Origin of the sequence: Embleya sp. NPDC059213, assembly GCF_042754445.1 — a bacterium.
GTDB lineage: Bacteria > Actinomycetota > Actinomycetes > Streptomycetales > Streptomycetaceae > Embleya.
Window position 1 is genome coordinate 1 of sequence record NZ_JBHZAV010000165.1, and the last position, 20,410, is coordinate 20,410.

General features: G+C 71.4%; 20 protein-coding genes and 1 pseudogene. 6 read left to right on the forward strand and 15 right to left on the reverse strand.

Annotated elements, in window-relative coordinates; translation table 11 throughout:
* Positions 1-25: 25 nt before the first annotated feature.
* The 6 genes and pseudogenes from hcaB to ACFXMF_RS37555 form a co-directional block, all read right to left on the reverse strand.
* Entirely contained in the window at positions 26-838 is an 813-nt protein-coding gene (gene hcaB, locus ACFXMF_RS37530) for a 3-(cis-5,6-dihydroxycyclohexa-1,3-dien-1-yl)propanoate dehydrogenase (protein ID WP_360322929.1), read from the reverse strand.
* 139 nt (positions 839-977) lie between these two features.
* Positions 978-1,304, reverse strand: a pseudogene (locus ACFXMF_RS37535) (bifunctional 3-phenylpropionate/cinnamic acid dioxygenase ferredoxin subunit); the annotation flags it as partial.
* 13 nt (positions 1,305-1,317) lie between these two features.
* A complete protein-coding gene (locus tag ACFXMF_RS37540) occupies positions 1,318-1,866 on the reverse strand; it encodes an aromatic-ring-hydroxylating dioxygenase subunit beta (protein WP_379990503.1) in 549 nt (182 codons plus the stop codon).
* On the reverse strand, positions 1,863-3,197 hold the full coding sequence (locus tag ACFXMF_RS37545; RefSeq protein WP_379990502.1) for an aromatic ring-hydroxylating dioxygenase subunit alpha: 1,335 nt from the start codon (positions 3,195-3,197) through the stop codon (positions 1,863-1,865). The genes ACFXMF_RS37540 and ACFXMF_RS37545 overlap by 4 nt, the downstream gene beginning before the upstream one ends.
* Positions 3,198-3,213: 16 nt before the next feature.
* Complete coding sequence (locus ACFXMF_RS37550; RefSeq protein WP_379990501.1) at positions 3,214-4,119, reverse strand: VOC family protein; 906 nt, start codon at positions 4,117-4,119, stop codon at positions 3,214-3,216.
* Between the two features lie 156 nt (positions 4,120-4,275).
* The gene (locus ACFXMF_RS37555) at positions 4,276-5,124 is read right to left on the reverse strand and encodes an alpha/beta fold hydrolase (protein ID WP_379990500.1); all 849 of its coding nucleotides are present in this window, start codon (positions 5,122-5,124) and stop codon (positions 4,276-4,278) included.
* A gap of 332 nt (positions 5,125-5,456) precedes the next feature.
* Between ACFXMF_RS37555 and ACFXMF_RS37560 the strand changes: the two genes are divergently transcribed.
* Positions 5,457-6,917, forward strand: coding sequence for an MFS transporter (locus tag ACFXMF_RS37560; RefSeq protein ID WP_379990499.1), 1,461 nt, complete (start codon positions 5,457-5,459; stop codon positions 6,915-6,917).
* A 40-nt stretch (positions 6,918-6,957) separates the two neighbouring features.
* Here ACFXMF_RS37560 and ACFXMF_RS37565 read toward each other — a convergent pair whose 3' ends face one another.
* From ACFXMF_RS37565 to ACFXMF_RS37575, 3 genes are all read right to left on the reverse strand, one after another.
* Positions 6,958-7,569, reverse strand: coding sequence for a TetR/AcrR family transcriptional regulator (locus tag ACFXMF_RS37565; RefSeq protein WP_360322943.1), 612 nt, complete (start codon positions 7,567-7,569; stop codon positions 6,958-6,960).
* A gap of 10 nt (positions 7,570-7,579) precedes the next feature.
* Positions 7,580-8,404, reverse strand: coding sequence for an IclR family transcriptional regulator (locus ACFXMF_RS37570; protein WP_360322945.1), 825 nt, complete (start codon positions 8,402-8,404; stop codon positions 7,580-7,582).
* A 671-nt stretch (positions 8,405-9,075) separates the two neighbouring features.
* A complete protein-coding gene (locus ACFXMF_RS37575; RefSeq protein WP_379990498.1) occupies positions 9,076-9,594 on the reverse strand; it encodes a PaaI family thioesterase in 519 nt (172 codons plus the stop codon).
* Between the two features lie 124 nt (positions 9,595-9,718).
* Between ACFXMF_RS37575 and ACFXMF_RS37580 the strand changes: the two genes are divergently transcribed.
* Positions 9,719-10,207, forward strand: coding sequence for a winged helix-turn-helix transcriptional regulator (locus ACFXMF_RS37580; RefSeq protein ID WP_379990497.1), 489 nt, complete (start codon positions 9,719-9,721; stop codon positions 10,205-10,207).
* A 45-nt stretch (positions 10,208-10,252) separates the two neighbouring features.
* On the opposite strand, the gene ACFXMF_RS37585 is transcribed toward ACFXMF_RS37580, so the two are convergent.
* The gene (locus ACFXMF_RS37585; protein ID WP_379990496.1) at positions 10,253-11,176 is read right to left on the reverse strand and encodes a protocatechuate dioxygenase; all 924 of its coding nucleotides are present in this window, start codon (positions 11,174-11,176) and stop codon (positions 10,253-10,255) included.
* A 385-nt stretch (positions 11,177-11,561) separates the two neighbouring features.
* Between ACFXMF_RS37585 and ACFXMF_RS37590 the strand changes: the two genes are divergently transcribed.
* The gene (locus ACFXMF_RS37590; protein ID WP_360322951.1) at positions 11,562-12,770 is read left to right on the forward strand and encodes a PP2C family protein-serine/threonine phosphatase; all 1,209 of its coding nucleotides are present in this window, start codon (positions 11,562-11,564) and stop codon (positions 12,768-12,770) included.
* Between the two features lie 62 nt (positions 12,771-12,832).
* Here the strand turns inward: ACFXMF_RS37590 and ACFXMF_RS37595 are convergent, their stop codons facing one another.
* The 4 genes from ACFXMF_RS37595 to ACFXMF_RS37610 all read right to left on the reverse strand — a co-directional run bounded on the left by ACFXMF_RS37595 (position 12,833) and on the right by ACFXMF_RS37610 (position 16,440).
* The gene (locus ACFXMF_RS37595) at positions 12,833-13,201 is read right to left on the reverse strand and encodes a nuclear transport factor 2 family protein (RefSeq protein WP_379990495.1); all 369 of its coding nucleotides are present in this window, start codon (positions 13,199-13,201) and stop codon (positions 12,833-12,835) included.
* Positions 13,202-13,448: 247 nt separating this feature from the next.
* Positions 13,449-15,422: an SMI1/KNR4 family protein gene (locus ACFXMF_RS37600; RefSeq protein WP_379990494.1), complete on the reverse strand. Its 1,974-nt coding sequence runs from the start codon at positions 15,420-15,422 to the stop codon at positions 13,449-13,451.
* A 74-nt stretch (positions 15,423-15,496) separates the two neighbouring features.
* Positions 15,497-16,042 (reverse strand): MOSC domain-containing protein, encoded by a 546-nt coding sequence (locus ACFXMF_RS37605; RefSeq protein WP_379990493.1) that lies wholly within the window; start codon positions 16,040-16,042, stop codon positions 15,497-15,499.
* Positions 16,043-16,209: 167 nt separating this feature from the next.
* Positions 16,210-16,440, reverse strand: a complete 231-nt coding sequence (locus ACFXMF_RS37610) for a hypothetical protein (protein WP_379990492.1) — start codon at positions 16,438-16,440, stop codon at positions 16,210-16,212.
* A gap of 375 nt (positions 16,441-16,815) precedes the next feature.
* Here ACFXMF_RS37610 and ACFXMF_RS37615 point away from each other — a divergent pair, with 375 nt between their 5' ends.
* Positions 16,816-17,505, forward strand: a complete 690-nt coding sequence (locus tag ACFXMF_RS37615; RefSeq protein WP_379990491.1) for a class I SAM-dependent methyltransferase — start codon at positions 16,816-16,818, stop codon at positions 17,503-17,505.
* 162 nt (positions 17,506-17,667) lie between these two features.
* Here the strand turns inward: ACFXMF_RS37615 and ACFXMF_RS37620 are convergent, their stop codons facing one another.
* Positions 17,668-18,435 carry an NAD(P)-binding domain-containing protein gene (locus ACFXMF_RS37620; protein ID WP_379990490.1) on the reverse strand — a complete coding sequence of 256 codons (768 nt, stop codon included), beginning with the start codon at positions 18,433-18,435 and terminating at the stop codon, positions 17,668-17,670.
* 374 nt (positions 18,436-18,809) lie between these two features.
* On the opposite strand from ACFXMF_RS37620, the gene ACFXMF_RS37625 reads away from it, so the two are divergent.
* Together ACFXMF_RS37625 and ACFXMF_RS37630 are read left to right on the forward strand one after the other, a co-directional pair.
* Positions 18,810-19,388 carry a carboxymuconolactone decarboxylase family protein gene (locus ACFXMF_RS37625; protein WP_379990489.1) on the forward strand — a complete coding sequence of 193 codons (579 nt, stop codon included), beginning with the start codon at positions 18,810-18,812 and terminating at the stop codon, positions 19,386-19,388.
* On the forward strand, positions 19,385-20,248 hold the full coding sequence (locus ACFXMF_RS37630; RefSeq protein WP_379990487.1) for an RNA polymerase sigma-70 factor: 864 nt from the start codon (positions 19,385-19,387) through the stop codon (positions 20,246-20,248). Before ACFXMF_RS37625 ends, ACFXMF_RS37630 begins: the two co-directional genes overlap by 4 nt.
* Positions 20,249-20,410: the final 162 nt, after the last annotated feature.

Genomic DNA, 20,410 nt, shown 5'->3' on the forward strand with positions numbered 1-20,410 from the left:
CGTTCGGACCGTCAATCGCGGCGGGTCACCCGGCCTGTGCTCCGGGGGCGGGGCGCCGGCGCGGGATGCCGGTGGTGCTGATGTCGATCACCGCTCCCGTCGTGGTCGCCGACTCGCGTGCGGCGAGCAGCACGTACGGCCCGACGCCGTCCTCGGCGCGCACCGCCACGCCGAGCGCGGAGTGCTCGGTCACGATGCGGTCGATCGGCACCTCCCGGGCGATCGTGGTGTCCGCCAGTCCCATCGCCCTCGGTCCGCTCAGGCCGGTCGCCATCGGGCCCGGGGCGACCGCGTTCACCCGGATCTCCGGGGCCAGTTCGTAGGCGAGCTGGCGAACCAGGCCCAGCCCCGCGTGCTTGGCCGCGGTGTACACCGGTCCGCCCCCGGGGCCGGGGTAGAACGAGGCGTTGGACAGGGTGAACACGATGCTCCCACGCGACCTGCGCAGCAGCGGTACGGCGGCCTTCGCGCCCAACAGGTAGCCCTTGACGTTGACCGCGAACAACTCGTCGAAGCCGGCATCCAGGACGTCGGCGGGGGTGTCGGTCAACGAGCGGGCGAAGTCCCACAGTCCGGCGTTGCCGACGAAGGTGTCCAGGCCGCCGAACGCCTCCTCGGCGCACGCGCAGGCACGCTCGTGGGCCTCGTAGCGGGTCACGTCGCCGACCACCGTACGAACCGAATCACCGAATGCGGCGGCGAGTTCGGCCAGTCGCTCGGCGGAGCGATCCAGCACGACCACCCGCGCGCCCTCTTCGACGAAGCGCTCCACGACCGCCCGACCGACGCCGGATCCGCCGCCGGTGACCAGGATCGACGAGCCCTCAAGCCACCCCATGGCCGGCCCCTTCCGCGTCCCGACCGCCCGAGTCCGCGCCGACGGTGCGCGAGCCGAGCACATCCGCGCCGACCGGGTGCGAACCGTCCGCATCCGCATCGATCCCGCCCGCACAGGGCCCCTCGATCCGGCCGTCGCCGTCCCGATCGAGGCGCACGTACACCTCCGTCCCTTCGACCCGCACCTCGTGCGTGGCCAACGGCCGGAAGGCGGGTGCGGCAAGTGCCGCGCCGGTGCGCAGGCAGAACTTCGCCAGGTGCAGCGGACATTCCACCGCGCCGTCCTCCACCCAGCCGTCCGCGAGGGAGAAGTCCTCGTGGGTGCAGGTGTCGTCGACGCAGAAGAACTCGCCGGCGGACCGGAAGACCGACACCGGTGGGGTGGTGTCCAGCCGCAGTGCCTGATCCTCGGGGATCTCGTCGACCCGACCGGCTCGGATCCACGGCTCCCGGGTGTATTCGCTCATAGGTAGATCCCGCTCATAGGAAGATGCTGATGCTCGGCGCCAGGAGCGTGGTGGTGTCCAGCACGATCCTGCGTCTGGCGATGCGGAAACCCGGCTCCTGCGGCACACGGCGCAGCAGGTCGGTGCGTTCGCCGAAGAAGGTGTCGTGGTGGCGTTCGGCCCGACTGCGCAGCACGTGGAAGTTGACCCGGACCTCGAACTCGCCGGTGTCCAGCAGGACCGGCCGGATGTTGGTGATCAATCGGCGGGTCCTGGACGGGGGTTCCTCCGACCACGAGCGGCCGGAGGCCAACCGGCGCACCCGTCCGGTCAGGAACGCCTTGTCGTCGTCGAAGAAGGCCGCGCCGTCCGGCCCGGCGACCTCCAGATCACGTTCGCGAACGGTTCGGGTCATCCGGGTCGGCAGCCAGTAGTGGATGTCGTCGTCGAAGAGTTGCAGCCAGTCATCGAACCGCTGGTCGTCCAGGAGTTCGGCCTCCAGGTAGAGGAAGCGCTCGACTTGGTAACGGGTTTCGGCATCCACGTCGGTGCGCGTGGGTGGGGTGGCGGCGATGTTGCTCATCCGCGGTGTGCCTCCTGTTCCCGCTGCCGGCGGGCGTTGTCCCGCTCGGCGATCTCCGCCCAGCTCAGCCCGGCCATCAGGTCGGCCCAGCGCTGGTACATGCCGCGGGCGGCCATCTCGGTGTACATGTCGTCGGTGACCCTGCCGGGCATGCCGTCGGTGCCGTGCCGTTCGTGGCCCAGGCCCATCCGTGCGTTGAACGTGGTCCTGCGTGCCTGGTGGCCGCGCAGGACCTGCTGGATCTCGGTCCAGTTCTCGCCGTCGTCGGTCTCGAACACGCCGGCGGCGCTGAAGGTACGGATGGTGCTGGTGCGGACCGCCTGCTTGGCCGGCTCGTCGGCGTCCTTGGGCAGGTAGGTCCAGGACCAGACCTCGATCTGGCCGGGTCCGCGCGGATGCCAGACCCGCATGGTGTTGTTGATGGTCAGCCAGGAGAAGTTGGGGAAGACGGTGTTGTGTCCGTTGACGGCCAGTGCCCGCTGTTCGCCGATCCGGCGGTAGATCTGTTCGCGGTTGGCCACGACCCAGGCGTCGAAGTCCGGCCCGGCCTGGGTGGGTACCAGGTCGGGGCGCAGTCCGAAGCCCGAGCCGTGGCCGTTGCCGGCGTACTGTCGGCCGGGTGCGGCGGCACTTTGTTCCTGGAACTCGGCGAGTACCGCCGGGTCTTCGATCAGCGCGACCAGCGCGGAGGCGTGCGAGGACGGCACGTGGTACATGTCGCTCGCGAACTGCTCGGCGGCGAACTTCCAGTTGCAGTCGATGACCCACTTGGTGGCGCCGGGTACCAGGGTCAGGCCCTCGTCGTAGCGGTCGGCGAGGGCGTCGAAGTACCACACCATGTCGCCGAGGTAGTCCTCGAAGGAGGGAGCGCTCTCGTCCCAGGTGCCGAAGATGAAGCCCTTGTGGTTGTGCAGGCGCGGCACCTGCGTCGGGCCCCACTTCGACTTGTCGATCTCGTCGTGGTACGCACGGTCCTGCATGGGTACGTTGACGAGTTCGCCGGCCAGGTTGTAGCCCCAGCCGTGATAGGTGCAGGTGAACGCGCGGGCGACGCCCTCGTCGGCGCGGCAGATCCGCATGCCTCGATGCCGACACTGGTTCAGGAACGCCTTCACGGAGCCGTCCCGTTGGCGGACCACCAGGACCGGGTCCTCGGCCATGTAGGTCTGCAGGAAGCTGCCCGGCTTGGCGAGTTGGGTGTCGTGGGCGAGGAACAGCCAGCTCCGGGCGAAGACTTGTTCGAGTTCGGCCTGGTAGATCTCGGGGTCGGTGTAGATGCTCGGGTTGATCAGTCCCTGGTCGGGTCGGACCAGTTCGGTGACGTCGAACATGGCGGGCCTTTCTCGGTCAGTCGGTCCCGGGGCCGGGCGGGGTGGCGAAGCGGTGGCCCCAGGTGCTGGGCGACTCGTAGTGGCTGACGGTCCAGTCCCGGTCGTCGATGACCCGGCCGTTGTAGCCGTATTCGATGTCGAAGCCGGAGGGGGTGCGGACGTAGAAGGAGGTCATCCGGTCGTTGCTGTGTTCGCCGATGGACAGCGGGATGGGCATCTCCTGTTCCTGGACGGCGTCCAGGGCGCGGCCGACGGCTTCCAGGGTGTCGACTTCGAGCATCAGGTGGCCCAGGCCCGAGGCCGGTGCGCCCGGGAGCGCGGCGAGGGCGATCGAGTGGTGACGCGGGTTGCAGTGCAGGAAGTATGCGGACTGCGGGCCGAACGCGATCGTGTCGGAGAGCCGGAAGCCGAGGTGGTCGGTGTAGAAGGCGGCGGCCCCGGCGACGTCGTCGGCCAGCAGGAAGGTGTGGCCGATGCCGATCTCGCCGGCTGCGGTCTCGCCGGCGACGAAGGTGACACCGCGTGGCGAGGCGAAGCCGCTCTTGTCGACGGTCGCGCCCCAGTACGCCTCGATGGTGTTGCCGGTCGGGTCGCGGAAGGTGATCAGGCCGCGGACCCGGCGGCGTTCGGCCAGATCCGGGTCCTCGTGCACCTCGATACCGCCCGAGCGCAACGTGTCGGCGAGGGCTTCGAGCCGGTCGGCCGACCTGACTTCGAGGCCGAGGGCGACCAGGGACTGCGGGCCGGCGGGCTCGCCCGCCTCGATCGCCAGCCGCCAGGAGCGGCTGTCGGTCTTGAACAGAAGGGTGTCCGGGTCGGCCGAAGGGGCGGGTTGCAAGCCGAGGATCTCGGGGCCGAACCGCTGCCACGCCTCCAGGGGGCCGCGTACGACGACGTAGCCCAGGGCGCTCACGATGCTCATGGTCTGGTCCTGCTCCCTTGTTCGGTGGACCGTGCTGGGGGACGGCTTTTCGGTGGGGTGGTTCGGCTGGGGCGACCGGCAGATGCGGCGGTTCGCGGGGGGAACCGCCGTGTGCCTAGCGGGTTTTCGGTGGGCGAGCGGCCGGTTCCGACCGGGCTAGACGGCGCCGGCGAGGAACGCACGGGTGACCGCCTGGAATCGCTCGGCCTGTTCGATCTGCGCCCAGTGGCCGCACTGCGGGACCAGGTACAGGCGGGCATTGGGGATCCGGCGGGCGAACCACTCGCTGCCCTCGGGCGGGACCATCACGTCCTCGCGGCCGTGCACGAGCAGCACGTCGTTGGTGATCCGCTTCAGGGCGATCTCGGGCAGTCCGGGACCGGCGCCGGGTGCCATGGCGAACGTCTGCCGGTGCGAACGCTCCACCTCGGGGCGGATCGCCACCGCCAGGCGCTCCTCGGCGATGGCGTCGAGCCGGTCGCCGAACAACGTGGGGTCGTACAGCATGAACGAGATCAACTCGGCCATCGACCGCGCGGTGGGGTCGTCGTAGAAGGTGATCAGCCGCATGATGGCCGGCTGCGGTGTGGTCGCGTTGCCCGCTCCGGCAGCGCCCATCAGCACCGCCTTGCCGAACCGCTCGGGAGCGCGGACCAACAGGTGCAACGCGAGGGCGCCGCCCAGCGAGTTGCCGACCAGGTGGACCCGTTCCAGGCCCAGTTCGTCGAGCAGGCCCAGGCAGGCCGTGACGTTCTGGCGGAGGCGGGAGCCGGGCGGGGTGTGCTCGGGGTGGCTGGAGTCGCCCCACCCGACCTGGTCCACGACCAGGCAGTCGTAGGTGTCGGACAGAGCCTCGATGGTGCCCGCGAAGTTGGACATGCCGGTGGCACCGGGGCCCGAACCGTGCAGGAAGAGAATGGTCTCCGCGTTGCCCTGACCGGCGCGATCGACCCGGAGGGTGTACTCCCCCACCGGCACATCGGAGGTGACGATCGTATTGCTCATGTGTTCGGCTCCGTTGAGTGAGTCGCCTGGAGATCGTGCGTAGCGCGTGGATGTCCGGCGCGCGGCGCGGCGCGGGTGTCCGGTTCGCCGCCGCTTCGCCACGTCCGGGCGGGCGGGCGGTGGGGCCACCCGCCGGCCCGGACGCGGCGTCGCGGCGATCGCATCCACTGGCTGTGAGTCTCCGTCGCGCGATCCGAACCGGGGTCGGATCGTTCCGGTGACCGGGACGGCGGCACACGGCGCGACCGGATCGCCATCGCATCCGCGTTCGGTCGTCCCGGCCGGCGGAACGAATCGCGCTTCGCCGCGCCGGGCGCCGGCACGGTGCGGCCATGCCAAGCCTTCAGGATCCGCCGGCCGCCCGGTCCGGCCCGCTGTTGTTCGCGCTGTGCTTCGCCGGGGTCGTGGCGGGCGCCGTACCGACCGTCGTGGTCCCCGTACTGCCGGATATCGCGGCGGAGTTGCAGGTGTCGACCGACACGGCGAACTGGGCGGTGACGGCCGGCCTGCTCACCTCGGCGGTCACCGTCCCGGTGTTCGGCCGGATCGCCGACCTGAGAACCGGCCGGGGCGTACTGGTGTGTTGCCTGGCGGTGCTCACCCTCGGCGCCGTACTGTCCGCGCTCGCCTCCTCGTTCCCGCTGTTCCTGCTCGGGCGTGCCCTGCAGGGCACGGCGGGGGCGGTGTTCCCGCTGGCCGTCACCGTGCTGTATCGCGAGGTGGGCGGCGACCGGCTCACCTCGGCGGTAGCGCTGGTGTCCGGCACACTGGCGGTGGGCGGCGGGCTGGGTCCGGTGGCCGCCGGCCTGTTGGATCGGGTTTGTCCGGGCTACCGCGTGCTGTTCTGGGGATGTGCCGCGGTGGCGGCCGGCGCGGTGCTCCTGGTCGTGCTTTTCGTGCCGCGTCGGACGGTGGTCGACCATGGCGGGCGGGTGGACGTCACGGGTGCCGCCGTGCTGGGCACGGGTCTCGTCCTGGTGATGTTGCCGCTGTCCCAGGGCGGCAGTTGGGGCTGGACGTCACCGGTCGTGCCGGCCGCGGCGGTTGCCGCGGCGGTCGTACTGGCGGTCTTCGTCCGGGTCGAACGCGGCCGTCGCGACCCGCTGTTGGCGCTGGACCTGTTGCGGCGGCGCCCGATCGTGGTGGCGAACGTGTTGTCCGCGCTGGTGGGGGCGGTGATGTACCTGGCGGTGCTGACGCTGACCCGACTCGTGCGCGGGCGGCCGGAGTCCGCGGGCTACGGGTTCGGCGCGTCGGCGCTGACCGCCTCGGTGGTGTACCTGCTGCCGATGACGATCGCGGCGATGATCGCCGCGCCGATCGGCGGCCGGTCGGTCGTGCGCTTCGGCGCCCGCTTCACCCTGGTGGCGGCCGGGGTTGCCGGGGTGGGCGGGTTCGGCGTGCTGACCGTGGCGCACGATCGGCCGTACCAGGTGGTGGCGGCGAGCTTCGCGATCGGCGTGATGGTGAGTCTGGGATACGCCGCGATCCCGTCGCTGTTGGCCCGGTTCGTGCCCGCGTCGCGGATCGGGATGGCCAACAGCGCGAACGCGTTGACGCGTTGGATCGGCGGCGCGGCCGCGAGCAGTTTCGTCGCGGCGGTCCTGGCCGCGTTCACCACGAACGGCGGGCCGCCGCGCGAGGGCGCGATCGTGCTGTTGTCGGGGTCGGGCGTGGCCGTGGCGCTGACCGTGGTCCTCCTGGCCCGCTTCGGCCTGCCCGCGCCGCCGACGCCGAGGCGGGGGTTGGTGCCGGCGGTCGCCAGGGTCGCCGGTCGCCGGTGTCGCCGGTAGGGGGTCTCCGGTAGGCGGTGGACGACCCGGCGACCGCAGGCTACGAGACGGTGGCCGGTCGGCCGGCGCTCTCGCTGATGGTGGCCAGGACCAGTTGGCGCAACCGGTGCACGCCGGCGGGGATGCCGACGGTCTCCGCGTCGGTGAACACCACCAGGCCGGCGGTGAACGACATGGTCAACTCGGCCAGTTCCAGCGCCAGTTCCTGCGGGTCGGGGACTCCGCAGTCGCGCGCGACCGGCTCGATCACCGAGATCAGCTCGGTGCGCACCCGGCGGCGGGCCTCGTGCACCAACGGCGTGATGGTCCCGTCCCCGTCCTCCTGGAGCTGCAGCAGGAACATCAGCCGCATGAACAGCACCCGGTCGCCGATCACGTGCGCGGCGGCGTCGTAGAACGCGCCGAGCCGGTCGAGCGGGCCGCCGGGCAGGTCGTCCACGGCCGGCAGCGACTCGAAGAACAATCCGGAGGAACGTTCGAACACCGCCGCCAACAGGCCGTATTTGTTGGTGAAGTGGTGGTAGATCGAGCCCACCGGGAAACCGGACGCCTGGCAGACCTGGCCCACCGTGACGTTCGCATAGCCCCGGGTGCTGAACAGGCGCTCGGCCGCGTCCAGGATCCGGTCCCGGTTGGCGCTCGTCTTGTCCATGGCCACCACCCTATCCACCGGCCGGAATCAGGTGGGCGGCCGAGGATGCCGTGATCGACCGGGAGATGGCGGCGGCCGTGCGACGCAGCGGGTCCACCAGTACGGTCCCGCTGCCCGCGGCGGCGGCGAAGGCGATCGACACCGCCGCGACGGCCCGCCCCGCGACCAGTACCGGCACCGCCACGCAGGCCAACCCGTCGACGGCCTCCTCCCGGTCGACGGCGTACCCGTCGACGCGCACGGCGGCCAGTTGGCGACGCAGGGCCACCATCGAGGTGAGCGACCGGGCGGTGCGCGGTGCCGGCGGCGCGGTCGACAACTCGGCGAGCGTGCGTTCCGTCGAGAACGCCAACATCGCCTTGCCGATCGCGGTGCACCGCGCCGGCAGCCGGCCTCCGACCAGCGCCGGGGAACGGTCGTACCGGCGACCGCGAAGCTTCTCCAGATACACGGCGTCCCCCTCGCGCAGGATCGCGAGGTGCAGCGTCTGCCCGGTCACCCGGTGCAATTCCTCCAGATGCACCAGGGCCGCGTCCCGCAACGCGACCTCCGGAGGCAGCGCCCCGAGCGAGAACATCCGCAGGCCCATCCGGTAGCCGTCGCTGTGCTGCTCGACCGCGCCGACCTCGACCAACATCGCCAACACCCGATGCGCGGTGGACTTGGGCAGCCCGCTGCGCCGCACGATCTGCGCGAGGGTCAGCACCCGCCGGCTGTGGCTGAAGACCCCCAACACCCGAAACGCCTTCCACAACACCGACGGCGCCAACGTCTCCCCGGTACCGGGCCCGGCCGCCGCCACGGTCCGAACGGCCACGCCCATGTCCTCGTCCATGTTCCGACTCCGATCACCGAGATCCTAGAATGAAGCCTCTAGAATCTATATTCTAGTCAAGGTAATCGCAGTCCCCCGACCGGTCAAACGGGTCGACCGAGCCCGGCGGGGCAAAGGGAGGCGGAGCACACGGCCCGAACATCCGGGTGGCAGATCGACTCGGCCCGGCGTCCGCCGTCCGGCGTGACGTGATCGCATCCTCGGCCGCGTCGAGAGCTCGGCTCCATCGACAGCGGCAGCAAGGAGGGCCACGGTGGTCCGCGGCGGCGAAACGGCGCAGGGCCCGGGCTACGGGGAAGGGCTTCCGGGCGCGGGACGTGCCGCGCGCGCCGCAGGCGGCCCGTCGGCTCCGGGCCGGTTCGGTCCGGATCGACGACCGGCACGACAGCCCGCGGCACACGCCGTTCGGCGGCTTCGGACGGTGCGGCGCGGCGGTGTGCGTCGCCGGCTCGGCGAGAATGCCCTCGCCGAGCTCACGGCGCTACCGGCCGGCACCGACGACCCGACGGCCGGTGTCGACCGATGGGCCTGCGAATCGGTGCTCGGCGCCCCGCCCGACGCCCGAGGGAACACCGCGTGCCCGCCGTCGCATCCGGGGCGGGGCCTGGTGATCCGGGCGAGTCGGCCGGTGGCGTCGTGGGTGGATCGTCATCGGGCCGGCGACGCGGCGGTCACTCCCCCGGCTTGCCGCTCGGGCCCGCGCCCGGGATCGGGAAGATCATGCAGCTACTCGTGGCGTGCGCGAGCAGGCGGTCGTTCGCGTCCAGCAGTTCGGCCTCCGCGAGCGCGGTGCGGCGGCCCTGACTGCGCACCCGGCCCACCGCGCGGATCCGGCCGGTGTCGAAGGTGATCGGACGCAGGAACTTCGTGGACAGGTCGAGCGAGGTGTAGGCCGTGCCCGCGGGCAACGTCGTGTGCACCGCGCAGCCGGCCGCCGAGTCCAACATCGTCGCGTAGACGCCGCCGTGCACGCTGCCGATCGGGTTGTAGTGCTCCTCACCGGGCGTCATGGAGAACACCGCGCGCCCGTGCTCGACCTCGTCGAGCGTGAAGTCGAGGGTGGCGGCTATCGGCGGCCCCGGAAGTCTGCCGGCGAGCATCGCCTTCAGGAAATCGAGGCCGGCCATGGACGCGGCGCCTGCCGCCGTGACCGCCGGGTCGTCCCACGTATACGTCCGCGACCTGCCCATGCCCCGCCCTCCGGTTTCCTCCCGCCGTGCCGTGGTGCGACGGGCCGTCCGTGCGTGGTGTGGCCGGCGCCGCGGACGGCGCCGACTGACTGCGATTTTCGAAGTCAGGTGTCAGACTACTCCCATGGACCTGAAGTGGCTGGACATCGACCCCTCGGAATGCCCGGTCCGACGGACGCTCGACCTGGTGGGCGAGAAGTGGTCGCTGCTGATCCTGCGGGACGCCGTCAACGGCGTGCGCAGGTTCGACGACTTCCGACGCCACGTCGGCCTGTCGGAGGCCGTGCTCGCCGACCGACTGCGCAAACTGGTCGCCGGCGGTGTGCTCGCCGCCCGGCCCTACCGAGAGCCCGGAGCGCGCACCCGCAACGAGTACCGGGTCACCGCGAAGGGCTGGGACCTGTGGCCGGTGCTGCTGGCCCTCAAGCAGTTCGGCGAGAAGCATCGGGCCGACCCGGCGGGACCGATGCTCGACATACGGCACGACGACTGCGGCGCGCCGGTCCGCGTGGTCGTCGCCTGCTCCGAGGGACACTCGCATCTGACGCATCGCGAGGTGACGGTGCGACCGGGCCCGTCCGCCCGTCCCCTCCGCACCTCACCCACCTGCTGAGCGCCCACCCGGCGCCGACGGGGTGACGCTTGGGCGCCCGGCGGCCTACTTGCCGTCCTGGTCGGGATCCGCGGCGAGCGTGATCACGCCCAGGTAGCCGTCGTCGTCCCGGACGACCTTGAGGAGCATGGTGGGCCGGTAGATGCCGTCGCCGTCGTTGAACGTGTCGCGGCCGGTGTGCCCGGCATACGGCTGTCGGGCGAAGACGGCGGTGTTGAGCGCCTCGTCCATCATCATCTGGGTGGTCAGCGTGCGTTGGTTGTCGACGTGCACCATGGCGTGGATGTGAACGGTACGGCCCCGGTACCAACCCGGCCAGATGGTGGTGAACTGCACGATGCCCTGGTTGTCGGTCACCTGGGCGCCCCGCAGGTAACGGTTGTCGTCCTGCGGTGTGAGGTCCCCCTGTCCCCCGCCGGCGCCGGCGCCCGGGGCGCCCGAGGGTGGTGCGCCGCCGGGTGCCCGGGAGGGCGGTACGCCGGCTCCGGACGGGGGCGTACCGCCCCCGGGACCGCCACCCCCGCCGCTCGGAGCACCACCTCCGGAGAGCGTTTCGGCTCCGGAGTAGAGGCCGGCCGCGTCGCAGTGCCAGATCTCCACCACCGCGTTCGGGATCGCCCGGCACGTCTCACTGTCCTGGACCCGGACGGCCAGCCGCAGCCGGACGCCCTCGCGTTCCTCGCGGATGTCGCTGCGGATCTTGTCGGCGTCGAAGTAGTACGGGCCCTGGGTGGTCTGCGGAGTGAGCGTGCAGGTGCTCGCCCCCTCGAACAGCTTGGCGACGTCCTGGGGGGTGGTGGCCCGGGGCGAGACCGTGGCAGTCGCTCCGGTCGTCGTGGTGGCCCGGGCCTTGCCGCCGCCGTCCGCTCCCGAGCAGGCGCCGAGCAGCGCGCCCAGGCCGATGCTGCCGATGCCCGCCGGCGCGGTGCGCCGGCTGACGCGTCGACCTTCGTCGTGGTCCTGGCTCATGGTCCGTCGATTCCTTCCGATTCCCTCGGGTCATCGGCAGCCTGGGAACGCGGCATGAGAGCCGGATGTGAGCCGGATGAGAAACGTCGTCATCAGACATGGGCAACCACCCTCCGCGCCACCATGGTTCCCGCCCCCACACGGGTCACAGGCGGTTGCCGAGGCACCGCCGTGCAGCCGGTGGCCGGCTCCCGACGCCTCCTCGGGGCGGCCGAGGCGCACGTTCGGCGACGGTCCACACGAGCGCGCCCACCGCGTGGCTCGCGCCGGAGGTGTGCCCGGCCGAGTTCGGCCGGCCGCTCCGGTGTCGCCCGCGTCCGCCGCCACGAGCCGACGTGAGGGAGGACGGGATCGGTGTGAAACTGGGCAGGGAAGAGGTGATTCCGTGTCGGACACAGCGCGCGCGTCCTCGGATCCCGACACCATCGTCGACGAGAATCGGCTGGACGAGCTGATCAGCGAGGCCCAGACCGCCCTGCCGGTCGAACTGCCCGCCCTGGCGAACCGGTGCGCCCGCGCCCTCGGCCTGGACACCGCGTCGGTCTACCTCGTCGACCTCCAGCAACAACTGCTCATCCCACTCGACGAGGCCCAGGAGTCGCTGCCGGTGGACCACTCCTCGGCCGGCTGGGCGTACCGCACGGTCTCCGTGCAGGTGGTCGGGGCCGAGGACGGATTGCTCCTCTGGATGCCTCTGGTCGACGGCGCGGAGCGGCTGGGCGTGCTGGCGGTGCGGACCGCCTCGCTCGACGGGGTGCGCATGCGTCGCAGCCGGATGCTGGCCCACGTGTTCGCCATGCTGATCACCTCGAAGCGCGCCTACAGCGACTGGCTCGCCGCCCGCACCCGCACCGCGACCATGGCGATGCCCGCCGAGATGCTGCGGGCCTTCCTGCCACCGCGCACCATCGGCAGCAGCAGGTGTGTTTCGACCGCGGTCCTGGAACCGGCGTACGACGTGGCGGGCGACGCCTTCGATCACTCGGTGGTCAAGAACATCCTGCACACCATGATCCTCGACGCCATGGGTCACGATCTGACTGCCGGCCTGACCACGTCGGTCGCCATGGCGGCGGCCCGCAACGCCCGCCGGGGCGGTGCCGATCTGGCCGATGTCGTCGACTCCGTCGACCATGCGCTCGCCCGGTGGCTGCCGGACCACTTCTGCACGGGGGTGCTGTGTCGGCTCGACGCCGAGACCGGGGTGCTGCGCTGGGTCAATTGCGGTCATCCCCCACCGCTGCTGATCCGGGCCAGGCGGGTGCTCGGCCGGGCGTTGGAGAGCCCCCCTCAGCCGCCGATCGGCCTGGCCGGTCCACTCGCCCCGGCGGCCCGACAGATCCACGAGACGACCCTGGAACCGGGCGATTGTGTCCTGCTCTACACCGACGGTGTGGTGGAGGCTCGCGACGCGGACGGTGCGGAGTTCGGCCTCGACCGGTTCACCGACTTCATCATCCGCTCCTCCTCCGCCGGACAGCGGCCGGCGGAGGTGCTGCGGCTGCTCATCCACGCCATTTTGGACTACCAACGCAACCGACTACGGGACGACGCGACCATCCTGCTCTTCGAATGGAGTCCGCAGCTCCGATGACGCCACGCCGTCGGCGCCGCGACCGTCGACGCTCGCGCCGGGCCGCGGGTCCGTCCGGGCGATCAGTCGTCGAAGTAGGCCCGCGCCACGGCGTAGCTGTCCTCGTAGAGGTGGTAGCGGGTGATCCGTCCATCTCGGACCGTGGTGTGCAGGGCGAACGCGGTGTCGATGTCGCGGCCCGTCTTCCGGACCTCGGAGACCATCCGCCCGATGAAAACCACGTCGTCGCCCTCGGCGACGACCTGGTGGAGGTCGAACTCCTTGGCCCGCACGTGGGTCCGGAGCAGTTCGAAGAACGTGCGCATGCCGTCGGCCGAGTCGACCTCCGGTACCCATGGAATGCCCGGCGGGTGCGGAATCGAGAACGACACCGAGTCGGCGAACAATCCCGCCGCCTCTGCGGTCCTGCCCTCGGCCAACAACGGGAACAAGCGTTGAACGGTCTGTGCCGGCGACTCCGCTGTCATGTGGTTCGGCCTCTTCCGTCCGGGCGATCGCGTCGCGGATGCGGTTCGCCGCACATGGTACTGCGGCGTCCCTCGCAGGGGTGTGAACCGGCGGCGGGATGCGTGCGTCGGGTCGAGTCCGCCCCCGGATCCGGGGGCGGAGTCGACCCCGAGCGGAGACCGGAACCCGAACTCGGCGGGTGCTTCGGCGCGTTCGACCGGGGACCTCGTGCTATCGAACGCCCTCGATGCTCAGCCAAGTGTCGCCGTGCCGGGGCCTGCGAGACCAACCGACGGTCTCGAAGGAGTGCAGTCGGCCGCGAAGCAGCGCGTGGCGGGGCAAGGTGACCCCGAACTCCTCGGCGATCGCCCGGAACATGTGCTCCTCGCCGGGGCACCGCTCGCGCTTCGCCGACCCGACCGCCGCGACCTCGGCGAGCATCGGGTCCGGATCGAACGCCCGGGGCAGCGTGCCGACACGGTCCACGATCGGCGCCCGTGGCGGCCTGTCCTCGGTCGACCCGAAGTCCGGCGGCATCGTCACGGTGAGGGCGTACCCGATCTCGCCGTCCCGGGCCATCGAGAGGTGGAAGGCCGGCGGCTCCCAGGGCCCGCCGTCCTCCCGGCGGGAACCGGGGACGCACCACACCACCACGGCCCGCGCTCCCGAAGCGGACCGCGAGGCCCGGGCGGCCGGGCTCCGCAACCGGTCCGCGTCGGGACCGGCGGACTCGGGAGCGAATGCGAAGCCCCACCCCGGCGCCCCCGTCCGGCCCACCACCATCACGGCGCGGTCGTCCCACGGATCGGCGGAGCGCCGGTGCTCCGACTGCCTCCGGCGCTCGTTGAGCTCGTTCGAAGTGGCGGGGGCGGCCAGCCCGTTCTGCTCCTCATGGCCGAACAGGTCCACGAGCCGCGCCGGTTCGATGCCCTCGACCAGCACGAAGCGATAGCCGCCGCGGAAGGGCCAGGTCTCCCCGGCGAGCCAGTCCAGGCCCTCGGGGTCCCGGTCGGGCACCGGCTCGGGCGGCACACCCGCACGGCCCGCGCGGGGTGTGGCGAGCAACTCCCGGCCGCGCTCCGGCGTGATCACCGGGGCGAGCAGCGGATCCGCGAGCAGACCGACCGGCGCCACGACGTCCCTGGCGGGCGGGATCCACTGCGCGAGGCCGTCGCGCAGCACCCGCCAGGCCCCGTCGGTGTCGCCCCTCCGCGCCGCCTCACGCGCCCGCAGCACCACCGCGCCGAAGGGGCCGGCGGGCTCGTAGACGAAGCCGCCGTCGGCGATGCTTCGGGCCAACTCGCGCACCTCGACCGGTTGTTCCTCGACCACCTCCAGTGGCCGTCGCCACGGGTGGCGGATCTCCCGGGCCAGGCGCGCCGGTAACGTCTCGGTCCGATGGGCCGGGTTCGTCGGCAGGTGGTACACCCTCGACCAGGCGTCGTCCCGTCCGAGGAACGCCTCCAGTTGGCCGCCGAGTTCGCACGCGCCGGGGCGACCGAACCGCTCGGCGCGCGCGAAGACGTCGACCGTCCGCTGCCATTGCCCGGCGAGCACGTCCTCGCGAGCCTGCTCCAGCTCCGCGTCCAGCGCTCGGGTGGTGTCGTTGACCATGCCGCCGTCGGCCGCCAGGGCGTGGAACTCCCGGTATTTGTCGTGCATGAAGGCGCGGAAGGAATCGAAGCGCTCCGCGGGCATGGCCTTCCAACTGTGCCAGGAGTAGACCGCCCATTCGCCGTCCGGGCCGACGTCGCCCGGGTCGAGCATCAGGATGCCCGCGTCCGCCTCGGCGTCGATGTGCAGGGCCCGGTGCCACAAGCGGGAGCGGTGGATGTCCTCCTCGGTGGGTTCCTCGCCGTCCCCGAGGTAACCGTCGCAGCCCGTGTACCGCTCGGCTTCCGCCTCGTCCAGCGGCGCCACCTCGGCCGTACCGGCCAGTCGCATCACGAAGTCCCCCGCGTTCAGCCACCCGTCGGTGAGCGCGAGGAACGAGCGGTACGAGGGCGGCAGGCGTCGACCGATCCGCGTCTCCAGCGCGGTCAGCCGCTCCTCGTCGGCGCCGGGGAAGCCCAACCACCGACCCCGGCACGCCGCCAGATCGTCACCTTCGAGCTCGTCGGGGTCCTGCGCGTCCGCCCACTCGGCGCTCCAACGCGCGAGGAAGTCGAGCCAGTCGTCCTCACGATCACGTTCGGTCATGGTCATGCACCCGATGGTCGCAGTCGCCTCCGACGCCGGACCGCCCTCCACCATCGGACCGTGTGCAGAACGCCTCTGCGCTAGACGCGCTCCAAGGGGTGGTGCGGGGTGGGTGGGAGTTCGACCTCGATGGGGTCGTGCGGACGGACCGGGCCGCCATGGCGGACCACGGCCATGATTCCGGACTTGAAGGTGAAGTCTCCCGAGATGGGGTCCAGGGCGAAGACCTCGCCGAGCAGGCCCTTGCGGAAGTCGTTGATCTTCGCGCACGGGTTGCGCAGTCCCGTCACCTCGAGCACCGCCTTGTCGCCCAGGTGCAGGAGGGCGCCGGTGGGCAGGCCGAGGAGGTCGACGCCGCGGGTGGTGATGTTCTCCCCGAGTTGGCCCGCGGCGACGGCGAAGCCCTTGAGCGCGAGTTCGTCGAAGAGTTCGTCGTGCATCAGGTGGACCTGGCGCAGGTTGGGCAGATCCGGCTCGTAGGTCATCCGGAACTGATGGCGGATCGTCTCACCCGCGTGGACATCCCCCTCGACGCCGAGGCCGGCGAGCAGGGTGACGGACTCGCGATTGGGTTTGCCGAACGAGTACGTCGCGTTGGAGCTGACTGCCGTGACCCGGCCGGCCATCCCTCACCCCGCCTCTTGCCCACCCGTCTGCCGAGCCGATCCTACCGGCAGGGGCCGTCACCGACGGTCCCCGGTCGTCGGCTCACGCGCCGACGAGCGGGGAGACCGAGGGGTGCGGGGCCGGCAAGTGGCTTACGCGGCAGGGTGATCGGCCTTGCCGTGGTGGGTCAGTCGACGAGGTAGTCGTCGAGGTCCGGTCCCTTGGTCCAGTTCCAGTAGTCCACGAGGCGCCAGGGGCCGGCGGTGTAGACCTCGCCGTCGGCGTTCTTGAAGTAGGAGTGCTTGATGGTCGGGTGCGACCAGACCAGTTGCCGGATCGGGTGCGGACAAGGTGCCCGGGGCCGGGTGAGGCGGCCGGCGGGCGTGGCGCGGCCCGCACCCGTTCCCTGTCGAGACAAAGTTCAATCTGAGACAATGTCTCGCAGTGAAGCGCAGGGCCTTCGAAATCACAAGAGGCGTACGACCGCGGCCCGCATCCCCGGCACCGCGCCCCGACGCCCGGGGGGTGCTCGCTCCGGGTGCGGGCAGGACGCGCGGCGTCGGGTCCGCGTCCCTGCGGTGTTTGGCTCGTCGGGACCGGTCATCGGTGGTCGGTCCCGGCGACCGACACCCCGGCGGCGCCGCGGAGACCCGAACGCACCCCGGTCGGCACCCTCGTGGTCGGCCGGCACCGTGTCGAAACCGTTGACAGCTCCGGGTGGGAACGGTTTGGGTGGGCGCGTTGCTGTCCGTTTCGTGAGCGACCGGGGGTCGTTCGGGGGAAGGGATCGGTCATGGCGCGTATTCGTGAGGGGTATCGCGGCGAGGGGCCCGGGGCGTTCACGCCGGACGGGTGTGCCGTGGACATGTGGGACCGGCTGAAGGTGCGCGAGGAGCCGGACATGATCGCGCTGGGCGCCCGTGAGGGGGCCCGCACCGTGCTCGAACTCGGCTGTGGGGCCGGGCGGGTGACCCATGCGTTGGTCGAGCGCGGGTGGGAGGTCACGGCGGTGGACGAGTCGCCGGAGATGCTCGATCGGGTGCGCGGGGCGAAGACCATACTGTCCACGATCGAGGACTTGCGGCTCGAGGAGCGCTTCGACGTCGTGTTGTTGGCTTCCTATCTGGTGCACACGGTCGAGCCCGAATCCTGCCGGGCGATGCTCGACGCCTGTCGGGCACACGTCGCGGACGGTGGGGTGGTGCTGATCCAGCGCGAAGGCATCGGCTGGCACGACGAGTTGCCCCGAATCAGCCGACACCCCGGCGGTTCCGTGAGCATCCTCGCCTCCGATCCGATCGGGGACGGGGTGCGCGCGGTGCGCATCGAATACGAATTCCCGGACGCGCGCTGGGTACACGAGTTCCGCTGCCGCCCGCTGACGGACCGGGAGTTCGAGGCGATACTGGCGGAATCGAACCTGGCGGTGGACGAACACCTGGACGAACACCGGACCTGGGTACGCGCGTTGCCCCTCGACTGAGCCTCCGTCCGCCGGGGCGGGCCACCGACCGCTCGGCGACTGCCGCGGTCGGGCAGGGTCCGGAGTCGCTCGCGGGGACTCCGGACCGGCCGTGTCGGCCGCAGGTGCGGCGGGCCCCGCCCGCGACACCGTGGTCGGGTGACGCCGTGGCCGGGACCGGGCCTATGTGGTGAGGTCGGCGAGCAGGTCGTCGAGGGTCGTCGTGAGGGCTTGGGAGTTGGCCGGGTCGAACCAGGTGGTGCGGATGCGTTCGTTGCTCCCGTTCGGTGTCTCGTGGTCGGCCGCGAGTTCGTCCAGGGAACGGGTCTCGTCCCCCAGGGAGCGGCCCACGCCCTGGAAGAGGCCGCGGACGTAGCGTTCGGCGTCGCCGGGGGCTATGCCGTGGCCGGCGGCCCAAGAGGCGAGCGTGGCGAGATACGCGTAGTGGGTGGTGAGCGTCCCGGTCAACGCGGAGAGGACGTCGAAGGCGGCCTCGTCCGCGACGGGGAGCGCTCCGCCCATCCGGGCAAAGAAGGAGTCGACCGCCGGGTGCGAGGGGTGCACCACCGTGACCGAGCGGCGTTCGCGGATGGTCGGCAGCGGGATGGCTCGGACCAGCGGGGCGCCGGTGCGGAGCGTCCGGCGCAGGTCGTCGTTGCCGACCCCGGCCATCACGTTGACCACGATCGTGCCGTCGTCCACCTCCAGGCCGGCGAGTGCCTCGTGCCGGTCGTGGCGACGTACGGCGATGACGATCATCTCGGAGCGGTCCACCACCTCCTGGTTGTCGGTGCACACTCGTACACCCTCGAAGCGCTCGGACAACTCCGCGGCGGCTCGGGCGCCGCGTGGGGAGAGGAACACCTCCGGCGACTCGTCGGTCCCGTCGCACAGGCCCGTCACGATGGCCCGGCCGATTTCGCCTACCCCGATGATGCCGATGCGCTTCACTGTGTCGTCCTCCTGGGTGCGTGGTGGCCATGGCCCGTGTCGGTCGAAGTCTGTGGTGTCGAGGCGGTGCCGGTCGAGTCCGCGGCGAGGTGTCCCGCTCCGGGCGGCCGGGGTGCGTGTTTCCCGCCCGCTTCGCCAGGGCGCACGCGGGAACGTGAGGACCTCCGCCCGGCGGCCTCGGCCTGTGGGTCCACACCGGGCGTGACGAGGAACGTGTGCTTCGTGCTTGGGAATTCGGTATCGCGGCGGCAACCGCACGGGTGCCGACCTCGCCCCGCAACACGGTCGCCGGACTCGATGTCACGCCCGCAGCCCGGGCGGTGTCTTCATGTTCGACCGGCAAACGCCGGCAGAGATCGTCCCAGGAGGACATCATGACGCTACGCGTCCCGAAGGCGGAACTCCCCGACGAGCTCCGCGAGAACATGGTCCGGCAGCTCGGCACGGTCGCCGAGCCCGTCGAGGTGGTGTGGCACAGCCCCGCGGTCGCGACCGCCAACCTGGAGTTCTCCGCCAAGCTGGCCGCGTGGGACGCGGCCGACGCGGGCCTGAAGTCGTTCGCGCACATGGCCGTCGCGGCGCAGGTCGGCTGCGCCTGGTGTCTGGACGTCGGCTACTTCCAGGCCCTGAACCAGAACCTGGACCCGACGAAGGCGAGCCAGGTGCCGCGCTGGCGGGAGTCGGACGTGTTCACCCCGCTGGAGCGGGACGTCCTGGCGTACGCCGAGGCCATGACCACCACCCCGCCGACCGTCACCGACGACATGCACGCGAGCCTGATCGACCGGCTCGGTGCCCCGGCGATGGTCGAACTCACCGCCTACATCGCCTTCGTCAACATGGCCACCAGGAACAACGTCGCCCACGGGATCAGGTCGCAGGGTTTCTCCGACACCTGCGAGATCCCGCTCGCCACCGCCCCCCAGCCGTCCGGGGTAGCGTCGAACGCATGATCGACGACCCGTTTGTCACCCACCGCGGCCTGCTCTTCACGGTCGCCTACCAGATGCTCGGGTCGGCGTCCGACGCGGAGGACGTACTCCAGGAGTCCTGGCTGCGGTGGGCCGATGTGGACCGGTCCCAGGTGCGCGATCCGCAGGCGTACCTGGTCCGGATCGTCACCCGGCAAGCCCTCAATCGTTTGCGGACGTTGTCGCGCAGCCGCGAGGAGTACGTCGGCGAGTGGCTGCCGGAACCGCTGCTGACCAGCCCCGACGTGGCCGAGGACGTCGAACTCGCGGAGAGCGTCTCGATGGCGATGTTGACCGTGCTGGAGACGCTCGGGCCGACGGAGCGGGCGGTGTTCGTACTGCGCGAGGTTTTCGACGTGCCGTACGGCGAGATCGCCGAGGCCATCGGCAAGACCTCGGCCGCGGTACGGCAGATCGCACGTCGGGCCCGCGACCATGTGGCGGCCCGGCGACCACGCGTACAGGTGAGCCGGTCCGAACAGCAGGCGGTGGTGGCCCGTTTCCTGCGGGCACTCCAGACCGGGCAGTTGCGGGAGCTGATGGAGGTCATGGCGCCGGACGTGGTCCTGATCACCGACGGCGGCGGAATCGCGGCCGCCGCTCTGGCCCCGATCCACGGGGTCGAGACGGTGGCGGCGGTGCTCGCGCGGGCGAACCGGTCGGCGCTGCTGGAGACCACGGCCGTCTGGCTCAACGGCGAGCCCGCAGGCCGTCTCGACCTCGACGGCGAGCCGTCCACCGTGAGCCTGGTGGTGGAGGACGGGCGGATCACCCGGGTCTACGTGGTGCGGAATCCGCAGAAGCTGACGCGGCTCGACCGGCCGGCCGAACTCGCCAGGTAGGACCGTGTCTCGCCCACGACCTGCGCGGTGACCTGCGGTGCCCGGCCTCGGGCGCGGCCGCCACCGCCCCCGCGCGGCCGGGCGCGGGCGGCCCCCCCGCCCGGGCGCCCCGGGCCGCCCGGGCGCATACGGCGCGAGCACCGCGTTTTGATGTGGGTTTTA

What these genes read in the sequence shown, in the direction of transcription:
- hcaB (WP_360322929.1), bottom strand. Translation starts at nt 838, where the DNA reads ATGGGGTGGCTTGAGGGCTCGTCGATCCTGGTCACCGGCGGCGGATCC.
- ACFXMF_RS37540 (WP_379990503.1), bottom strand. Translation starts at nt 1,866, where the DNA reads ATGAGCAACATCGCCGCCACCCCACCCACGCGCACCGACGTGGATGCC.
- ACFXMF_RS37545 (WP_379990502.1), bottom strand. Translation starts at nt 3,197, where the DNA reads ATGTTCGACGTCACCGAACTGGTCCGACCCGACCAGGGACTGATCAAC.
- ACFXMF_RS37550 (WP_379990501.1), bottom strand. Translation starts at nt 4,119, where the DNA reads ATGAGCATCGTGAGCGCCCTGGGCTACGTCGTCGTACGCGGCCCCCTG.
- ACFXMF_RS37555 (WP_379990500.1), bottom strand. Translation starts at nt 5,124, where the DNA reads ATGAGCAATACGATCGTCACCTCCGATGTGCCGGTGGGGGAGTACACC.
- ACFXMF_RS37560 (WP_379990499.1), top strand. Translation starts at nt 5,457, where the DNA reads ATGCCAAGCCTTCAGGATCCGCCGGCCGCCCGGTCCGGCCCGCTGTTG.
- ACFXMF_RS37565 (WP_360322943.1), bottom strand. Translation starts at nt 7,569, where the DNA reads ATGGACAAGACGAGCGCCAACCGGGACCGGATCCTGGACGCGGCCGAG.
- ACFXMF_RS37570 (WP_360322945.1), bottom strand. Translation starts at nt 8,404, where the DNA reads ATGGACGAGGACATGGGCGTGGCCGTTCGGACCGTGGCGGCGGCCGGG.
- ACFXMF_RS37575 (WP_379990498.1), bottom strand. Translation starts at nt 9,594, where the DNA reads ATGGGCAGGTCGCGGACGTATACGTGGGACGACCCGGCGGTCACGGCG.
- ACFXMF_RS37580 (WP_379990497.1), top strand. Translation starts at nt 9,719, where the DNA reads ATGGACCTGAAGTGGCTGGACATCGACCCCTCGGAATGCCCGGTCCGA.
- ACFXMF_RS37585 (WP_379990496.1), bottom strand. Translation starts at nt 11,176, where the DNA reads ATGAGCCAGGACCACGACGAAGGTCGACGCGTCAGCCGGCGCACCGCG.
- ACFXMF_RS37600 (WP_379990494.1), bottom strand. Translation starts at nt 15,422, where the DNA reads ATGACCATGACCGAACGTGATCGTGAGGACGACTGGCTCGACTTCCTC.
- ACFXMF_RS37605 (WP_379990493.1), bottom strand. Translation starts at nt 16,042, where the DNA reads ATGGCCGGCCGGGTCACGGCAGTCAGCTCCAACGCGACGTACTCGTTC.
- ACFXMF_RS37615 (WP_379990491.1), top strand. Translation starts at nt 16,816, where the DNA reads ATGGCGCGTATTCGTGAGGGGTATCGCGGCGAGGGGCCCGGGGCGTTC.
- ACFXMF_RS37625 (WP_379990489.1), top strand. Translation starts at nt 18,810, where the DNA reads ATGACGCTACGCGTCCCGAAGGCGGAACTCCCCGACGAGCTCCGCGAG.
- ACFXMF_RS37630 (WP_379990487.1), top strand. Translation starts at nt 19,385, where the DNA reads ATGATCGACGACCCGTTTGTCACCCACCGCGGCCTGCTCTTCACGGTC.